The following is a 14027-nucleotide window of genomic DNA, read 5'->3' as shown; positions in this document are numbered from 1 at the left end:
TCATGGCCGACCACCCGAGCACGGCTCCTGCCTCAGTGCAGGAGGCGCGCGACGTCGCGGAGGACGCGCGCGAGAGCGCGTGGGAGCACCCGAGCTTCGTGAAGGAGCTCTTCCTGGGGCGATTCCGCTTCGACCTGATCCACCCGCATCCCCCTGAGGATGCCGCCGCGATGGCCGCGGCCGAGCCGTTCCTCGCCCGGCTCAAGGCGTTCCTCGAACGCTACGACGCGGACCTCGTGGACCGCACCGGCGAGATCCCCGAGGCGTACGTGCAGGAGCTGCGCGAGATGGGCGCCTTCGGCATGAAGATCCCCGTCGAGTACGGCGGGCTCGGCCTCTCGCAGATGGCCTACGTGAAGGCGATGGAACTCGTCACGAGCAAGTGCGGGTCGCTCTGCGCCCTGCTCTCCGCGAGCCAGTCGATCGGCGTGCCGCAACCGCTGAAGCTCTTCGGTACCGAGGCGCAGAAGCAGGAGTTCTTCCCGCGGATCGCGAAGGGCGGCATCACGGCGTTCGCCCTCACCGAGGTGCACGCCGGGTCCGATCCGGCGAACATGACGACGAGCGCGGTGCCGTCGGCGGATGGCGAACACTGGACGATCACCGGTGAGAAGCTCTGGTGCACGAACGGGACGCGCGCCGACCTGTTCGTGGTGATGGCGCGCACGCCGGACCGCATGATCAACGGCAAGCTGCGGAAGAAGCAGATCACCGCCTTCATCGTCGATGCGGCGACGCCCGGGATCACCATCAAGCACCGCTGCCGTTTCATGGGGCTCAAGGCGATCGAGAACGGATGGATCTCGTTCGAGAACGTACGGGTGCCGTCGCGGAACATCCTGTGGGGCGAGGGGAAGGGGCTCAAGCTCGCGCTCGTCACGCTCAACACGGGGCGCCTCACGATCCCCGCCTCCGTGGCCGGCGCGACGAAGGGGATGCTGCGCGGGGTGCGACAGTGGGCGGCCGAGCGCGTGCAGTGGGGACAGCCGATCGCCAAGCACGACGCGATCGCGCAGAAGATCGCCCGGCTCGCGGCGAGCACGTTCGCGATGGAGTCGGTCGCGTACCTGAGCACCGCGCTCTACGAGCGGGGCGGCACCGACATCCGGCTCGAGGCGGCGATCGCGAAGATGTTCAACACCGAGCTCGCCTGGCGCTCGGTCGACGACGCGCTGCAGATCCGCGGCGGGCGCGGTTACGAGACCGCCGACTCGCTGCGCGCGCGCGGCGAGACGCCGCTGCCGATCGAGCGCGCGATGCGCGACAGCCGCATCAACCTGATCTTCGAGGGCTCGAGCGAGATCATGCGGCTCTTCATCGCGCGCGAGGCGGTGGACCAGCACTTCTCGATCGCCTTCCCGATCGTCGACCCGAAGTCGTCGTTGGGGACGCGCGTGCGGCATCTCCTCAAGGCCGCGCCCTTCTACCTCACCTGGTATCCGGCGACGTGGATCGCGTCGATGCGCTCGTACGCGGGGTTCGGGCGGCTGGAGGGCCACGTCGAGTACCTCGACCGCGCGACGCGGCGCCTGGGGCGCGCGATCTTCCACGCGATGGTGCGCTTCGGGCCCGCGCTCGAGAAGCGGCAGATGGTGCTCTTCCGCGCCGTGGACATCGGCGCGGAGCTCTACGCGATGGCGGCGTCCATCAGCCGTGCGAGGATGCTGGCCGAACAGGGCAATGCCGAGGCGATGGAACTCGCTGACGTGTTCTGCCGCGAGTCACGCGACCGGGTGGAGGCGAGCTTCCGCGCGCTGCACGGTCGGCATGACGGGGCGCTCTTCGGTCTGGCGCAGCGGGTCGTGCGCGGGGATCACGCGTGGATCGAGTCGGGGATCGTCGACGGGGAACCCGCGGTCGGCGCGATGGAGGTCCCGGTCGCGCCGGAGCGGCCGGTCGCGGATGCAGGACTCAGGCAACCCGCTCACGCTTGAACTGCAGCACGACCACCGCGGACACCACGAGCGCGCCCCCCACGAGCGTCGGCACGGTGAGCGACTGCGACAGCACGAGCACGCCGAGCAGGGCGGTGAGGAACGGCTCCACCGTCGAGACGATCGCAGTGCGCACCGGTCCGAGCCGCACGAGTCCCATGGTGAAGAGGACCCCTGGCAGGACGGTCGAGAACACCGCGAGCGCGCCGATGGTCAGCCAGGCCTCCGGCGTGAGCCGGTAGGTGAACGACTGCTGCGCGACGCTCATCACGAGGAACGCCAGTGCCGCGCCGATCTTCCCGTACGCGCTCGTGGGCGGTACGGGATGATCGGCCTGCAGGTGGCGCATCACCGGGATGTAGATGCCGTAGACGATCGCCGCCCCGAGGGCGAGCGCGACGCCGCGCCAGTCGATGGTGCCGGCCCCCGGCATGCCGACCATCACGCCGATGCCGCCGAACGAGAGCACCAGCGCGAGCGCGCGGCGGCGGTCGAGCCGTTCGGCGCCGCGCACCGTCTGCGTCAGGGCGACCCACGCGGGATACGTATAGAAGAGGAAGGCGAGCGTCGCGACCGGGATGTAGGCGAGGGCCGAGAGCGCGAGGTAGATGAGCAGCGCCTGCCCGAAGCCGCCGATGGCGACGAACTTCAGCATCTCGTTCGGCGGGATGCGCGGATATCGGCGCGCGCCGACGAACGTGGTGAGCACCGCCGCGGCGATCACGAAGCGCCACGCCAGCACCGTCGCGAGCGTGAGGCCGGTGGCGATCGCCTTGGTCGTGAAGATGCTGACGGCGGCGAAGCCGGCAGCCGCCACGAGGGTATAGGCCGTGCCGGCGGAGAGCTGGCCGGCATCGGGGCGCGGGGTCGCGGTGCTCATCACTCGGGGGGAGGGGCGTCGGGGATCGCGGGATGTGGCGTGCGCTGCAGCAGCAGGATGGCGATGACGATCACGAATCCGCCGAGCAGCGTGGAGCGCGTGAGCGGCTGCGCGAGCACGAGGGCCGCGAGGAGCGCCGTCCAGAACGGTTCCACGGTGGAAAGTATCGCCGTGCGCACCGCGCCGAGGGCGGCGAGCCCGCGCAGGAACGTGATGAAGGCCACGACGGTCGAGACCACCGACGCGCCGATCGCGATCCCCCACATCGCCGGTGACATGCCCGTGACGAGGTCACCACGGGCGAGTGACCAGCCGGTGAAGACGATCGCCGCGCCGCTGATCACCCAGGCCGACGCGACCGCCGCGCTGAGCTCGCCCCGCATCCGGTGGAGCAACGGGATGTAGCCGGCATACAGCACCGCGCTGCCCAGCGCGCGTAGCACGCCGGGGAGTGGAAGCGCCGCGGTCCAGGGCGTGCCGACCATGAGCGCGATCCCGGCGAGGGCGAGGCCGAGGGCGGCGACGCGCACCGGCGTGAGCGCCTCGGTTCCCGCGAGGGCGGCGAAGAGCGCGACCCAGGCCGGGTACGTATAGAAGAGGAAGCCGAGCTGCGCCGCCGAGAGCCACTCGAGCGACGAGAAGCTGAAGTAGGTGATGAGCGTCTGTCCGCCGCCGCCGAGGAGCAGCAGTGCCATCGCGCGCGCGGGCGCGACGCGGACCCGCGCGAGACCGCCCGCCGCGAGGACGAGCAAGGGCGCGGCGAGCGCGTAGCGCCAGCTCATCAGGGCGATGAGCGAGACGCCCGCCCGCGAGGCGAGCGTGACGCCGATGGAGAGCGACCCGAAGGCACAGGCGGCGAGGAGCACCAGTCCCACGGCGCGCGGCTCGGCGGGCGCGCCCGGGCGCTCGCCCTCGGGACCGGCGGCCGTCACAGGAGCGTGCCGCGGAGCAGGAGCAGGGCGATGGTGAAGTAGAGCACCACGCCCGTCACGTCGACGAGCGTCGCGACCAGCGGCGCCGATGCGCTCGCGGGGTCGAAGCCGAGGCGCTTGAGGAAGAACGGCAGCATCGCGCCGGTGAGCGTGCCGAACAGCACGACGCCGACGACCGTCGCGCCGACCGTCGTGGCGAGGAGCACGTAGTGCTCACCGAACTGCGAGATCCCCATCCACTGCCAGGCGACGACGCGCAGCAGGCCGACGAGTCCGAGCATGAGCCCGAGGATGAGCCCGATGAACAGCTCGCGGCCCATCACGCGGAACCAGTCGCGGGCGGTGAGTTCCTGCAGCGCGAGCGCGCGGATGATGAGCGACGTCGCCTGCGACCCCGAGTTGCCGCCGGAGCTGATCACCAGCGGCACGAAGAGCGCGAGGACCGTCGCGGCATCGATCTCGCTCTGGAAGTAGCCCATCGCCGCGGCGGTGAACATCTGCCCGACGAAGAGCACCAGGAGCCACGGCGAGCGCTTCTTGAGCAGGTCGCCGATGGACGACTGGAGGTACGGGTCCTCGAGGGCCTCCAAGCCGCCGAACTTCTGCACGTCCTCGGTCTGCTCCTCCTGGATGACGTCGATGACGTCGTCGACCGTGATGACGCCGAGCAGCCGGCTGTCGGCGTCGACGACGGGGACGGCGACGAGGTCGTAGTTGGAGGTCAGCTGCGCGACCTCCTCGCGGTCGGCGGTCGCCTGGACGGTGACGACCTCCGACCAGGCGATGTCGCTGATCCGCGCCCCCTCCGGGGCGGCGAGGAGTTCGCGGAGCGAGAGCACGCCGGAGAGCACCCCGCGCCCGTCGACGACATAGACCGTGCCCATCGCCTCGCGACGCCCGGCGCGGGCGATGGCGCGGACGGCCACGAGTGCCTCCTCGACCGTCTGCGAACCCGGGACCGAGACGAACTCGGTCGTCATCAGGCCACCGGCGGTGTCCGGCTCGTACTGCAGGAGCCGCTCGGTCTCGGCGCGCTCGCGTTCCGGGAGCTCCTCGAGGATCTCGTCGGCCGCCTCCTCGTCCATCTCGTCGAGCGCGTCGGCGCGCTCGTCCGGCGTCATGCCCGACAGGAGCCCGGCGGCGACGTCCGGGTCCATCGCCTCGAGGATCTCGGCGCGGAGGTCGTCGTCGACGTACTCGAGGACGGAGGCAGCGCGCTCGCGCGGCAGCGAGGTCAGCAGCAGCGAGACCAGCTCGCGCGGGATGAGCTCGGCGACGTCGGCGAGGTCGGCCGGGTGCAGCTCCTCCGTCTCGGCGGCGATGCTCCCCGGCTCCGTCTCGAGGAGGTCGAGGATGTCGGGCGCCACCAGCGCCGCGACCGACCGCTCCTTCTCGCGCTGATCCGGGCTCACGGGGTGCCTCCCCGGGTGACGAAGGTGTACGCGCGCGCGCGTACCATAGCGAAGTGTCCCGAAGCTAACGGGTCCGCGGGGCGCCCAACAAGCGCGCGCGTGGCGAAAGGACTCACGCAACGCTTCGCCGCCGGGCGCTGTCGAAACCCCTGAACGAACGACGCGTATCGTCTGCAGAGCGCAGGCGGCGCGGCGCTCGACCCCCACCGGGACCCCAACCCCGGACCGCACCATGTTGCTGCTCGCGCTCGCCCTGCAGACATCCGTCGCGCTGGGCCCGGACCCCGTGCGTCCGGTCCTCTCCCTCGATCCCGGAGCTCGCGCCGTTCCCGCGCCGACCGCGACGTCGGCCACCGCCGCACGCGCCACGACCGCCCCCGTCATCGACGGCCGGGACGACGACGCCATCTGGTTGCTCGCCCCCGCCATCACGCAGTTCCGGCAGCACGATCCCGTGGAGGACGGTGACCCGCGCTTCCGCACCGAGGCCAAGGTCGGCTACGACGCGCGCTACCTCTACGTCTTCGTCCGGGCCTTCGATCCCGCGCCGGACTCGGTCATGGCCTTCCTCTCGCGGCGCGACCAGCGCACGCAGAGCGACTACGTGCACCTGATGGTCGATGCCTACCACGACCGGCGCACCGGCTTCCGGTTCTCGGTGAATCCGCTCGGGGTGAAGCGCGACTTCTACATCTCCGGCGACGGCAACGAGGATGCGTCGTGGGACGGCGTCTGGGACGTGGTGACGGCGAAGGACTCGCTCGGATGGACCGCCGAGTACCGGATCCCGTTCGGCCAGCTCCGCTTCCCGGAGGCGGCGACGCACACCTTCGGGTTCGCCGTCTGGCGCGACATCGCGCGGTTCAACGAGCGCATCTCGTGGCCGCTCTTCCGGCGCAGCCAGACCGGGCTCGTGTCCCAGTGGGGCGAAGTGTCCGGGTTCGACGGCATCAGCCCGCCGCGTCGGCTCGAGGTGCTCCCGTACACGGTGGCAACGAATGCGCCGCGGCCGGTGGGGAACGCGTTCGAACGCCAGCAGAGCTTCGCCTTCGGCGCGGACGTGAAGTACGGGCTTACGTCGAACCTCACGCTCGACGGGACGGTGAACCCGGACTTCGGGCAGGTCGAGGCCGACCCGGCGGTGCTCAACCTCTCGGCGTTCGAGCAGTTCTTCGAGGAACGGCGTCCGTTCTTCCTCGAGGGCGCGGGCATCTTCAACTTCGCCGGGCAGGGCGGCGGGAACGGCAACGTCTCCAACGCGCTCTTCTACTCGCGCCGCATCGGGCGCGGTCCGCAGCTGGGCGGCCGCTACTACGACCAGGACAACCCGAACAACAGCACGATCCTCGGCGCGGCCAAGCTCACCGGGCGCACCGCGGGCGGCCTCAACGTCGGGTTCCTCAATGCCGTGACGGAGCGCGAGACCGGCGCCGGCGGCGCGACGATCGAACCGCAGACCAACTACCTCGTCACCCGGCTGCAACAGGACTTCGCCGAGGGCAACTCGGGCATTGGCCTCATGCTTACGGCGACCAACCGGTCGCTCGACGGTGACTCGCGCGAGTACCTGCGCGAGAGCGCCTACGCGCTCGGCGTCGACGCGCGACACCGCTTCTGGCGGAACAACTACCAGGTGAGCGGCTCCGCGGTGGCGAGCCGCGTCGCCGGCAGCGCGACGTCGATCCTCGCGACGCAGCAGAGCAATGTGCACCTCTTCCAGCGCCCCGACTCGCGCCTCGACGTCGATCCGGACGCGACCTCGCTCGCCGGCACACGCGTCGCGGTGAACGTCGGCAAGACGGGCGGCGGCATCACGCGCTTCAGCACCGGCGTCTCGTCGACGAGTGCGGGCTACGAGATCAACGACGCCGGTTTCCTCACGCGCGCCGACGTCACGAACAACGGCAACTGGTTCGGGCTCCAGCTCCAGGAGCCGACGAAGTACTATCGCCGCCTGTTCGTCAACGTGAATCAGTGGAACGACTGGAACACCGAGGGGCTCAAGCTCAACTCGGGGGCGAACATCAACCTGAACGGCGAGCTCCCCAACCAGTGGTGGTTCTGGACCGGCTTCAACGTGAACGCGATCGGCGAGTCATACGACGATCGCGCGGCGCGCGGGGGACCGGCGCTGCGGCGCAACCAGCGGCAGAACGTCTGGCTCGGCTTCCAGTCCGACGAGCGCAAGGCGGCGACGTTCGTGATGCAGGGGTACTACGTGTTCAAGGACGTCTCCGGGACCACCGAGTGGGGCGTCGACCCGTCGGTGAGCTTCCGCGTGGCGAGCCGCATGCAGGCCGAGGTCTCGCTCAACCTGAGCGCCGGCAACTACGACGCGCAGTGGGTGGGGAACCCCGTCGACTCGGCGGGCACGCACTACACGTTCGCGCGGATGCAGCAGCGCACGAGCGCGATCACGGCCCGGTTCGACTACACGGTCACGCCGCGCCTCTCGGTGCAGCTGTATGCGCAACCGTTCATCACCGCGGGCGACTACTCGAACCTGCGCGAACTCGCCGACCCGAGGGCCGCGCGCTACGCCGACCGCTTCCTGCCGTTCGCCGGCACGGTGGAGGACTTCAACGTGAAGCAGTTCCGGTCCAACACGGTCGTGCGGTGGGAGTACCGACCCGGTTCGGTGCTCTTCCTGGTCTGGCAACAGGGCCGCGGGCAGTTCGACCGGAACCCGGGCACGTTCGACATCGGACGGGACTACGCGGACCTGTTCCGCTCGCGCTCGGACAACACGCTGCTGGTGAAGGCGTCCTACTGGTGGGCGCGGTAAGGGGACAAGGGAGAAGGAGGAAGGGGGAACGCTCGACGATGCCGGATGCGAGGGTGGTGCCGGTCCGCGGCTACACCGCGCTCGGCGACGAGTTCCGGTGCTCGGACACCCGACGCCAGGCTTCTTCCTTCTTCATTCTGCCTTCTGCCTTCTGCCCTGAAACCCCGTAAACCCTTTTCCCGTACCTCGTGTCAGAGAACGTGAAGGGTCCGACGAAGAGTTGACAGTGGGGTGCGGGTCGGTGCTGGTGGGGGGCCGGCCGGCCCCCTGTCCGCTCCTCGTCGGAGGCCGAACGACAACAGCAACACCACAGCACCAGGGCAAGCGCGCCGGCGGGACCCGCAAGGGATCCGCCGGCGCGCTGCCGTTGCGTCACGCGAACGCCTAGATCGTCGGCAATGTGCGCGGCAGGATGCGGATCGCGGTCACTGCGAAGCCGGCGTCGGCGATCGCCGCGCGGATCGCCGAGTGCGATGCGCCCTCCGCGAGCGTGAGCTCAGCGCGGCCGAGCTCCACCTCCGCGCGCGTGATCCCCTCCACCGCCGCGAGGGCCATGAACACCGCGTGCTTCGCGTGCACGGCCAGCATCCCGTCGATCGTCACCTCGAGTCGCATGCGCGCAATCTACCATTGCGGGGAACGACCGGACCCGGCGAGCTTGTGGGGCATGACCACCGTCGCATTCCTCGGGCTCGGCGCGATCGGCACGCCCATGGCCAAGCATCTCGCGCGGGCGCCGCTCGGCTTGCGCGTCTGGAACCGCACCGCCGCGCGGGCCGCGGCCTTCGCCGCCGAACATGGTGTCGTCCATGCCGCCACACCGGCCGACGCGGCGCGCGGTGCCGATGTCGTGATCACCTGCTTCCCGGTCTCGTCGGACGTCGAGCGGCTTCTCGACGGTGCCGACGGGCTCCTCGCCGGCCTCGCGTCCGGGGCGACGCTCGTCGATTGCACCTCGGGTGATCCCGCCGGCTCGCAGCGCATCGCGGCCGCGCTCGCCGCGCGCGGCGTCGGATTCCTTGATGCGCCTGTCTCCGGGGGAGTCGTGGGCGCGGAGGCGGCGGCGCTCACCGTCATGGTCGGCGGCGATGCGGCGCTCCTCGCGCGCGTCCGGCCGGTGCTCGAGGTGTTCGGCAAGAAGATCGTCCACTGTGGCGCGGTGGGCGCCGGCGATGCCGTGAAGGCGGTGAACAACGGCTTGCTCGCGATCCATCTCTGGTCGCTCGCCGAAGGGCTCGCCGCGTTGCGCAAGGCCGGTGTCGATCCGGCGGTCGCCCTCGACGTGATCAACACCTCGAGCGGTCGCTCCAACGCGTCGATGAATCTCTTCCCCGAACGCGTCCTCACCCGCGCCTTCCCCCGCACCTTCCGTCTCGGGCTCCTCGACAAGGACATCGGCATCGCCGCCCAGGTGGCGCGCGAGCAGCAGGTCCCCGCGCCGCTCCTGCAGCTCACCGCCGACCTCTTCCGCGCCGCGCACCTCGCGATGGGCGAGGAGGCCGACCATGTCGAGGTCGTGAAGTGGGTGGAGCAGCTCACCGGCGTCACCATCGCCAAGGATTGAACCCGTGCTGAACCGCATCCGCGCGCGCTTCCCGGCCCTCCAACGGCACCACCGCGGGCTTCCGGTCGCCTACTTCGACGGTCCGGGTGGCACGCAGGTCCCGCAGTCGGTCGTCGATGCGATGGCGGACTACCTGCTGCACCACAACGCCAACACGCACTGGGCGTACCCGACGAGCGCCGAGACCGACGCGATGTTGCTCGCGGCGCGGACCGCGGTCGCGGAGTTCCTCAACGCGGCACCCAACGAGGTCGCGTTCGCGAACAACATGACCACGGGGACCTTCCATCTCGCGCGCGCGCTGGGGCGGGGGTGGGGGCCGGGGGACGAGGTCGTGGTGACCGACCTCGACCACCACGCGAACGTGGCGCCTTGGCGGGCGATCGAACGCGAGCGGGGCATCACCATCCGGCGGGTGTCGGTCGATGTCGCGCGCGGTCAGCTCGACCTGGCGTCGCTGCGTTCGGCGCTCGGTCCGCGGACGAAGCTCCTCGCGATCGGCGCTGGCTCCAATGCGCTCGGCACGATCTCGGACGTGGCCGAGGCCGCGCGCATGGCCCATGCGGTCGGCGCCCTCTGCTTCGTCGATGCCGTCCACTACGCGCCGCACGCGCTCGTGGACGTGCGCGCGATCGACTGCGACTTCCTCGGGTGCTCGGCCTACAAGTTCTATGGCCCGCACATCGGGATCATCTACGCCAAGCATGCCCTGCTGCAGGGACTCGACGTCCCCAAGCTCGCCCCGGCGCCCGACGAGGCACCCGACCGGTTCGAGACCGGCACGCAGAATCACGAAGGGATCGTCGGGGCCGGCGCGGCGGTCGACTTCCTCGCGTCGATCGGCGAGGGGCCGACCCGTCGCGCGCAGCTCGCGCACGCGTTCCACTATCTGCACGAGCGGGGCATGGCGCTCTTCACGCGCCTGTGGGACGGGCTGGGTGCGATCGACGGCGTGACCCGGTACGGGCCCGGCCCCGACCAGCCGCGCACGCCGACGATCGCCTTCACCGTCCGGGGGCACGACGCCGAGTCGGTGACGCGCGCGCTCGTGGACCGTGCGGTCTTCACGTCGCACGGCGACTTCTACGCCCAGACGATCGTCGAGCTCCTCGGCCGCGCGCAGGACGGTCTCGTCCGCGCCGGGGCATGCTGCTACACGACCGAGGACGAGGTGGACCGGCTGATCGAGGGTGTGCGGGAGATCGCCGCGCGCTGACCGTGGGCTGACGGCCCGCGCGCGCGGGCCGGAGGGGTCGGGTGGGAGGGTGATATATTGCGGCATGCGCGTGCGCCTGCTCCCGTTCCTCCTCGCCCTCGCCGCGTGCGAGCGCGCCGAGGCGCCGCCGCCGGCGCCGTCCGCCGAGTTCATCGTCGCCGCGGCCGACTCGGTGTTCTGGGTGCGCTCCGACGCTGACGGCATCCGGGTGCGCGGTGCGCCGATGGTGCTCGCGCAGGTCGCGGGCCGCTTCGCCGAGCTCTACGTCGCCGACGAGGACTTCTCGTTCTACGACGCGGCCTTCATCGGGCAGCGGCTCTTCAAGCGCGACCTCATCAGCGGCGACTCCGTGCAGCTGGTCGCGGACACGCTGCTGCCCGCGCTGGCGCGTGCCTATGCATCGGCCAATCCCGACGAGCGGCCGCTCGCGCCCGACGAGCATGGCAACGAGGACCCGCGCACCGTCGCCACGGCGGACATCCTCGTGCTCGAGATCCACGGACCGTGGCTCTCGTACGAGTACCGGACCGACGTCGACGTGATCGGCGGGACGAACGCGCACGGCGCGCGGCGCGGCGTGGTGGACCTTCGCACCGCGACGCCGGCGCCCCTCGAGGCGATCATCGGAGCGGGGCCGGCGCGTCGGGCCGTGGCCCTCGCGCGCGACCGCTGGAGCGCGCTGCGCGATTCCATCGCCGCGATCGCGCGCGACTCGGCGGTCGCGGTCACGCCGACGGTGGACCGCTTCGGCTTCGACGCCCGCAGCTTCTCGCTCAGCGTGATCGACCGGGCGTTGCAGGTGCGCTTCGCCGTCACGCAGAGCGGGGCCGACGAAGAGGCGAACGTCGTCGAGCTCGAGGCCATCGACGTCGACGCGCCGTCGTGGTTCGAGGCGCTGCGTCCGGAGTATCCGATCGACGAGCGCGCCGAGGAGCGACTCTGGCCGCGCGACGGCTTCACGCTGGTCGGTCGATCCGCCGATGACCCGCGCGCGCGGGTCGCGCTCTCGCTGCGCGATCCCGCCGGCACCGAGTGGCGGCTCGGGTCGGTGCCGTCGCCGGTCCTGCGGGTGATGTGGATCGGCGACTCGTCGGCGGTGCCGGGGACGCGCGCGGCGCTCACGAAGGCGTTCAACGACGCGTCGTTCTACTCGGGAGAGAACCGGATCGTTCGGCACACCCCTCGCGCCGCGCGTGTCGCGCCGCTCGTCGTCCCGGCTTCGGCGCGGAAGGCCCCCGTCGTCGTGCCGCGGCGCCTCGCACCGAGCCCCGCGGCGCGACGCGCACGGAGCGGCACATGAGCGCGCGCCCGTCCCGTCCCGTCCGCGAGTCGGCGCACGAGTCGACGAGCCTGATGATGCCCGAGGACGCGAACGTCCTCGGCGCCGTCTTCGGCGGCGCGGTGATGGCGCTGATGGACAAGACGGCCGCGGTCTGCGCCATGCGGCATGCGCGCCAGCAGTGCGTCACCGTCTCGGTCGACCGGATCGACTTCCGCGAGCCGGTGCATGTCGGGGAGCTGCTCGTGCTCAAGGCGAGCGTGAACTTCGCCGGCCGCACGTCGATGGAGGTCGGCGTGCGGGTCGAGTCGGAGGACCTGCGCACGGGGCGCCGCCGTCACACGAACTCCTGCTACATCACGTTCGTCGCCATCGACGAGAGCGGCCGTCCGACCGAGGTCCCGGCCGTGCGGCCGGAGTCGCGCGAGGAACAGCGCCGGTACGAGGCCGCCGAGGCGCGCCGCGCGCGACGCCTCGAGGAGCGCGCCGCCGAAGCGAAGCATGCGGAGGCGCACGCCCGCGCCGCCGTCACGACCCCCGAGGGAGCCCGCTGATGTCCGCCACCGCCACGCAGCTCTGGACCCCCGAGCGCGCGACCCGCGCCCTGCCGCTGGTCCGCCGCATCGCCGACGACCTCGTGCGCACCTACGCCGAGTGGAGGAGTCTCATGGCGCAGTTCGAGGTCGCCAACATCGCCACCGACCCGGACCGTCCCGACAGCGAGGCGGTGCGCCTCCAGAAGGAGGTCCAGCGCGCGGCGACCGAGATCGAGGGGTTCATGCGCGAGCTCGCCGAACTCGGCGTCGAGTGCAAGTCGCTGGAGACCGGACTCTTCGACTTCCCCGGTGAGCACGAGGGACGGCCAGTCTACTACTGCTGGATGCACGGCGAGCGCAGCGTGTCGCACTGGCATGAGATCGACGCGGGCTTCTCCGGTCGTCAGCCGTTGCCCTGAGCGCCGCCGCCGGGCCGCGCGCGCCGGTCAGCCGGCCGCGGCGACGCTCGCGGGGACCTCGTCCCGGTACGGCACCTCGAGCTCCATCCCGTCCTTGGCGAGCAGCACCTCGCCGCTGAAGGCCTCGCGCGCCTCGCGCCCGAGGTCGCTCGGATCGCGCGAGTAGCGCGCCGAGAAGTGCGTGAGCACGAGCCGGGTGACCCCGGCCATCTTCGCGACCGTCGCCGCTTCGCGCGCGGTCGAGTGCATCGTCTCCGCCGCGCGCGCGGCGTCCTCGTCCCCGAAGGTCGCCTCGTGCACGAGCAGGTCCGCGCCCACCGCCTGCTCGATCGTCCGCGCGCAGGGGCGCGTGTCGCCGGTGATGACGATCGTGCGGCCCGGCCGTGTCGGTCCCACGAGGACCGAGGGCTCGATCACGCGACCGTCGTCGAGCGTGACCGCCTCCCCCTTGTGGATGCGACCCCAGAGCGGGCCTTCGGGGATGCCGAGCTCCCGCGCGAGATCGGGATCGAAGCGCCCCCGCCGCTCGTGCTCGACGAGCGCGTAGCCCACCGCGGCCCCGTTCCGATGCTCCACCTGGAAGGGACGGATCTCGTAGTCCTTTCGCCGGATCGGCACGCCGGGCTCGACCTCGGCGACGGTCAGCGGGAAGGTGAGCTTCTCGTTCCCGAGGCCCTCGGCGCGCTTCATCATCGCGATCGCGCCCTTCGGTCCCCAGAGGCGGAGCGGTTCCGTGCGCGCCTGCAGGGCGAGCGTCTTCAGGAGCCCCAGCACACCCAGCCAGTGGTCGGTGTGGAAGTGCGTGAAGAAGATGTCACCGAGGGTGAAGCCGACGTTCCAGCGCATCATCTGGCGCTGGGTGCCCTCGCCGCAGTCGAACAGGAACGTCTCGCCCTCGCGCGTCACGGCGATGGACGAGAGCCCCCGCTCCACGGTGGGTCGCGAGGCGGAGGTGCCCAGGAAGCGCAGCGAGAGCGACATGGACGAAACTTAACGCCTCCCGCTGGCGTTCGGCCGTGAGGTCGATTTCCTTGGAGCGGTCCGCTCCTCATCACCCTTCGCCTGGCCTC

At 71.0% G+C, this 14027-nt stretch carries 12 protein-coding genes; 7 read left to right on the top strand and 5 right to left on the bottom strand.

The window, feature by feature from the left end; genetic code table 11:
- Positions 1-2 precede the first annotated feature (2 nt).
- On the top strand, positions 3-1934 hold the full coding sequence (locus IPJ78_13845) for an acyl-CoA dehydrogenase family protein (protein MBK7907627.1): 1932 nt from the start codon (positions 3-5) through the stop codon (positions 1932-1934).
- Here the strand turns inward: IPJ78_13845 and IPJ78_13840 are convergent.
- The 3 genes from IPJ78_13840 to mgtE are packed head-to-tail and all read right to left on the bottom strand — an operon-like array spanning position 1912 to position 5392.
- Entirely contained in the window at positions 1912-2814 is a 903-nt protein-coding gene (locus tag IPJ78_13840; protein ID MBK7907626.1) for a DMT family transporter, read from the bottom strand. The genes IPJ78_13845 and IPJ78_13840 overlap by 23 nt on opposite strands.
- Positions 2814-3746, bottom strand: a complete 933-nt coding sequence (locus IPJ78_13835; protein ID MBK7907625.1) for a DMT family transporter — start codon at positions 3744-3746, stop codon at positions 2814-2816. The genes IPJ78_13840 and IPJ78_13835 overlap by 1 nt, the downstream gene beginning before the upstream one ends.
- A complete protein-coding gene (mgtE, locus tag IPJ78_13830) occupies positions 3743-5392 on the bottom strand; it encodes a magnesium transporter (GenBank protein MBK7907624.1) in 1650 nt (549 codons plus the stop codon). The genes IPJ78_13835 and mgtE overlap by 4 nt, the downstream gene beginning before the upstream one ends.
- Between mgtE and IPJ78_13825 the strand changes: the two genes are divergently transcribed.
- Positions 5391-7943, top strand: coding sequence for a carbohydrate binding family 9 domain-containing protein (locus tag IPJ78_13825; protein MBK7907623.1), 2553 nt, complete (start codon positions 5391-5393; stop codon positions 7941-7943). The two genes, mgtE and IPJ78_13825, sit on opposite strands and share 2 nt — an antisense overlap.
- A gap of 384 nt (positions 7944-8327) precedes the next feature.
- Here the strand turns inward: IPJ78_13825 and IPJ78_13820 are convergent, their stop codons facing one another.
- Entirely contained in the window at positions 8328-8558 is a 231-nt protein-coding gene (locus IPJ78_13820) for a copper resistance protein CopZ (GenBank protein MBK7907622.1), read from the bottom strand.
- 52 nt (positions 8559-8610) lie between these two features.
- Between IPJ78_13820 and IPJ78_13815 the strand changes: the two genes are divergently transcribed.
- The 5 genes from IPJ78_13815 to IPJ78_13795 all read left to right on the top strand — a co-directional run bounded on the left by IPJ78_13815 (position 8611) and on the right by IPJ78_13795 (position 12957).
- Complete coding sequence (locus IPJ78_13815; GenBank protein ID MBK7907621.1) at positions 8611-9507, top strand: NAD(P)-dependent oxidoreductase; 897 nt, start codon at positions 8611-8613, stop codon at positions 9505-9507.
- Positions 9503-10723 (top strand): cysteine desulfurase-like protein, encoded by a 1221-nt coding sequence (locus IPJ78_13810; protein ID MBK7907620.1) that lies wholly within the window; start codon positions 9503-9505, stop codon positions 10721-10723. Before IPJ78_13815 ends, IPJ78_13810 begins: the two co-directional genes overlap by 5 nt.
- A gap of 64 nt (positions 10724-10787) precedes the next feature.
- Complete coding sequence (locus tag IPJ78_13805; protein MBK7907619.1) at positions 10788-12023, top strand: hypothetical protein; 1236 nt, start codon at positions 10788-10790, stop codon at positions 12021-12023.
- The gene (locus IPJ78_13800) at positions 12020-12556 is read left to right on the top strand and encodes an acyl-CoA thioesterase (protein MBK7907618.1); all 537 of its coding nucleotides are present in this window, start codon (positions 12020-12022) and stop codon (positions 12554-12556) included. Before IPJ78_13805 ends, IPJ78_13800 begins: the two co-directional genes overlap by 4 nt.
- Positions 12556-12957, top strand: coding sequence for a DUF2203 domain-containing protein (locus tag IPJ78_13795; protein ID MBK7907617.1), 402 nt, complete (start codon positions 12556-12558; stop codon positions 12955-12957). Before IPJ78_13800 ends, IPJ78_13795 begins: the two co-directional genes overlap by 1 nt.
- Positions 12958-12984: 27 nt before the next feature.
- Here the strand turns inward: IPJ78_13795 and rnz are convergent, their stop codons facing one another.
- Positions 12985-13938, bottom strand: a complete 954-nt coding sequence (rnz, locus tag IPJ78_13790) for a ribonuclease Z (protein MBK7907616.1) — start codon at positions 13936-13938, stop codon at positions 12985-12987.
- Between the last annotated feature and the right edge of the window lie 89 nt (positions 13939-14027).

Source organism: Gemmatimonadota bacterium, assembly GCA_016714015.1.
Taxonomy (GTDB): domain Bacteria; phylum Gemmatimonadota; class Gemmatimonadetes; order Gemmatimonadales; family Gemmatimonadaceae; genus Pseudogemmatithrix.
This window is presented reverse-complemented; position numbering and strand designations above follow the sequence as displayed.

Coding starts and splice junctions, on each gene's coding strand:
- IPJ78_13845 (MBK7907627.1), top strand. CDS start 3: ATGGCCGACCACCCGAGCACGGCTCCTGCCTCAGTGCAGGAGGCGCGC.
- IPJ78_13840 (MBK7907626.1), bottom strand. CDS start 2,814: ATGAGCACCGCGACCCCGCGCCCCGATGCCGGCCAGCTCTCCGCCGGC.
- IPJ78_13825 (MBK7907623.1), top strand. CDS start 5,391: ATGTTGCTGCTCGCGCTCGCCCTGCAGACATCCGTCGCGCTGGGCCCG.
- mgtE (MBK7907624.1), bottom strand. CDS start 5,392: ATGGTGCGGTCCGGGGTTGGGGTCCCGGTGGGGGTCGAGCGCCGCGCC.
- IPJ78_13820 (MBK7907622.1), bottom strand. CDS start 8,558: ATGCGACTCGAGGTGACGATCGACGGGATGCTGGCCGTGCACGCGAAG.
- IPJ78_13815 (MBK7907621.1), top strand. CDS start 8,611: ATGACCACCGTCGCATTCCTCGGGCTCGGCGCGATCGGCACGCCCATG.
- IPJ78_13805 (MBK7907619.1), top strand. CDS start 10,788: ATGCGCGTGCGCCTGCTCCCGTTCCTCCTCGCCCTCGCCGCGTGCGAG.
- IPJ78_13800 (MBK7907618.1), top strand. CDS start 12,020: ATGAGCGCGCGCCCGTCCCGTCCCGTCCGCGAGTCGGCGCACGAGTCG.
- IPJ78_13795 (MBK7907617.1), top strand. CDS start 12,556: ATGTCCGCCACCGCCACGCAGCTCTGGACCCCCGAGCGCGCGACCCGC.
- rnz (MBK7907616.1), bottom strand. CDS start 13,938: ATGTCGCTCTCGCTGCGCTTCCTGGGCACCTCCGCCTCGCGACCCACC.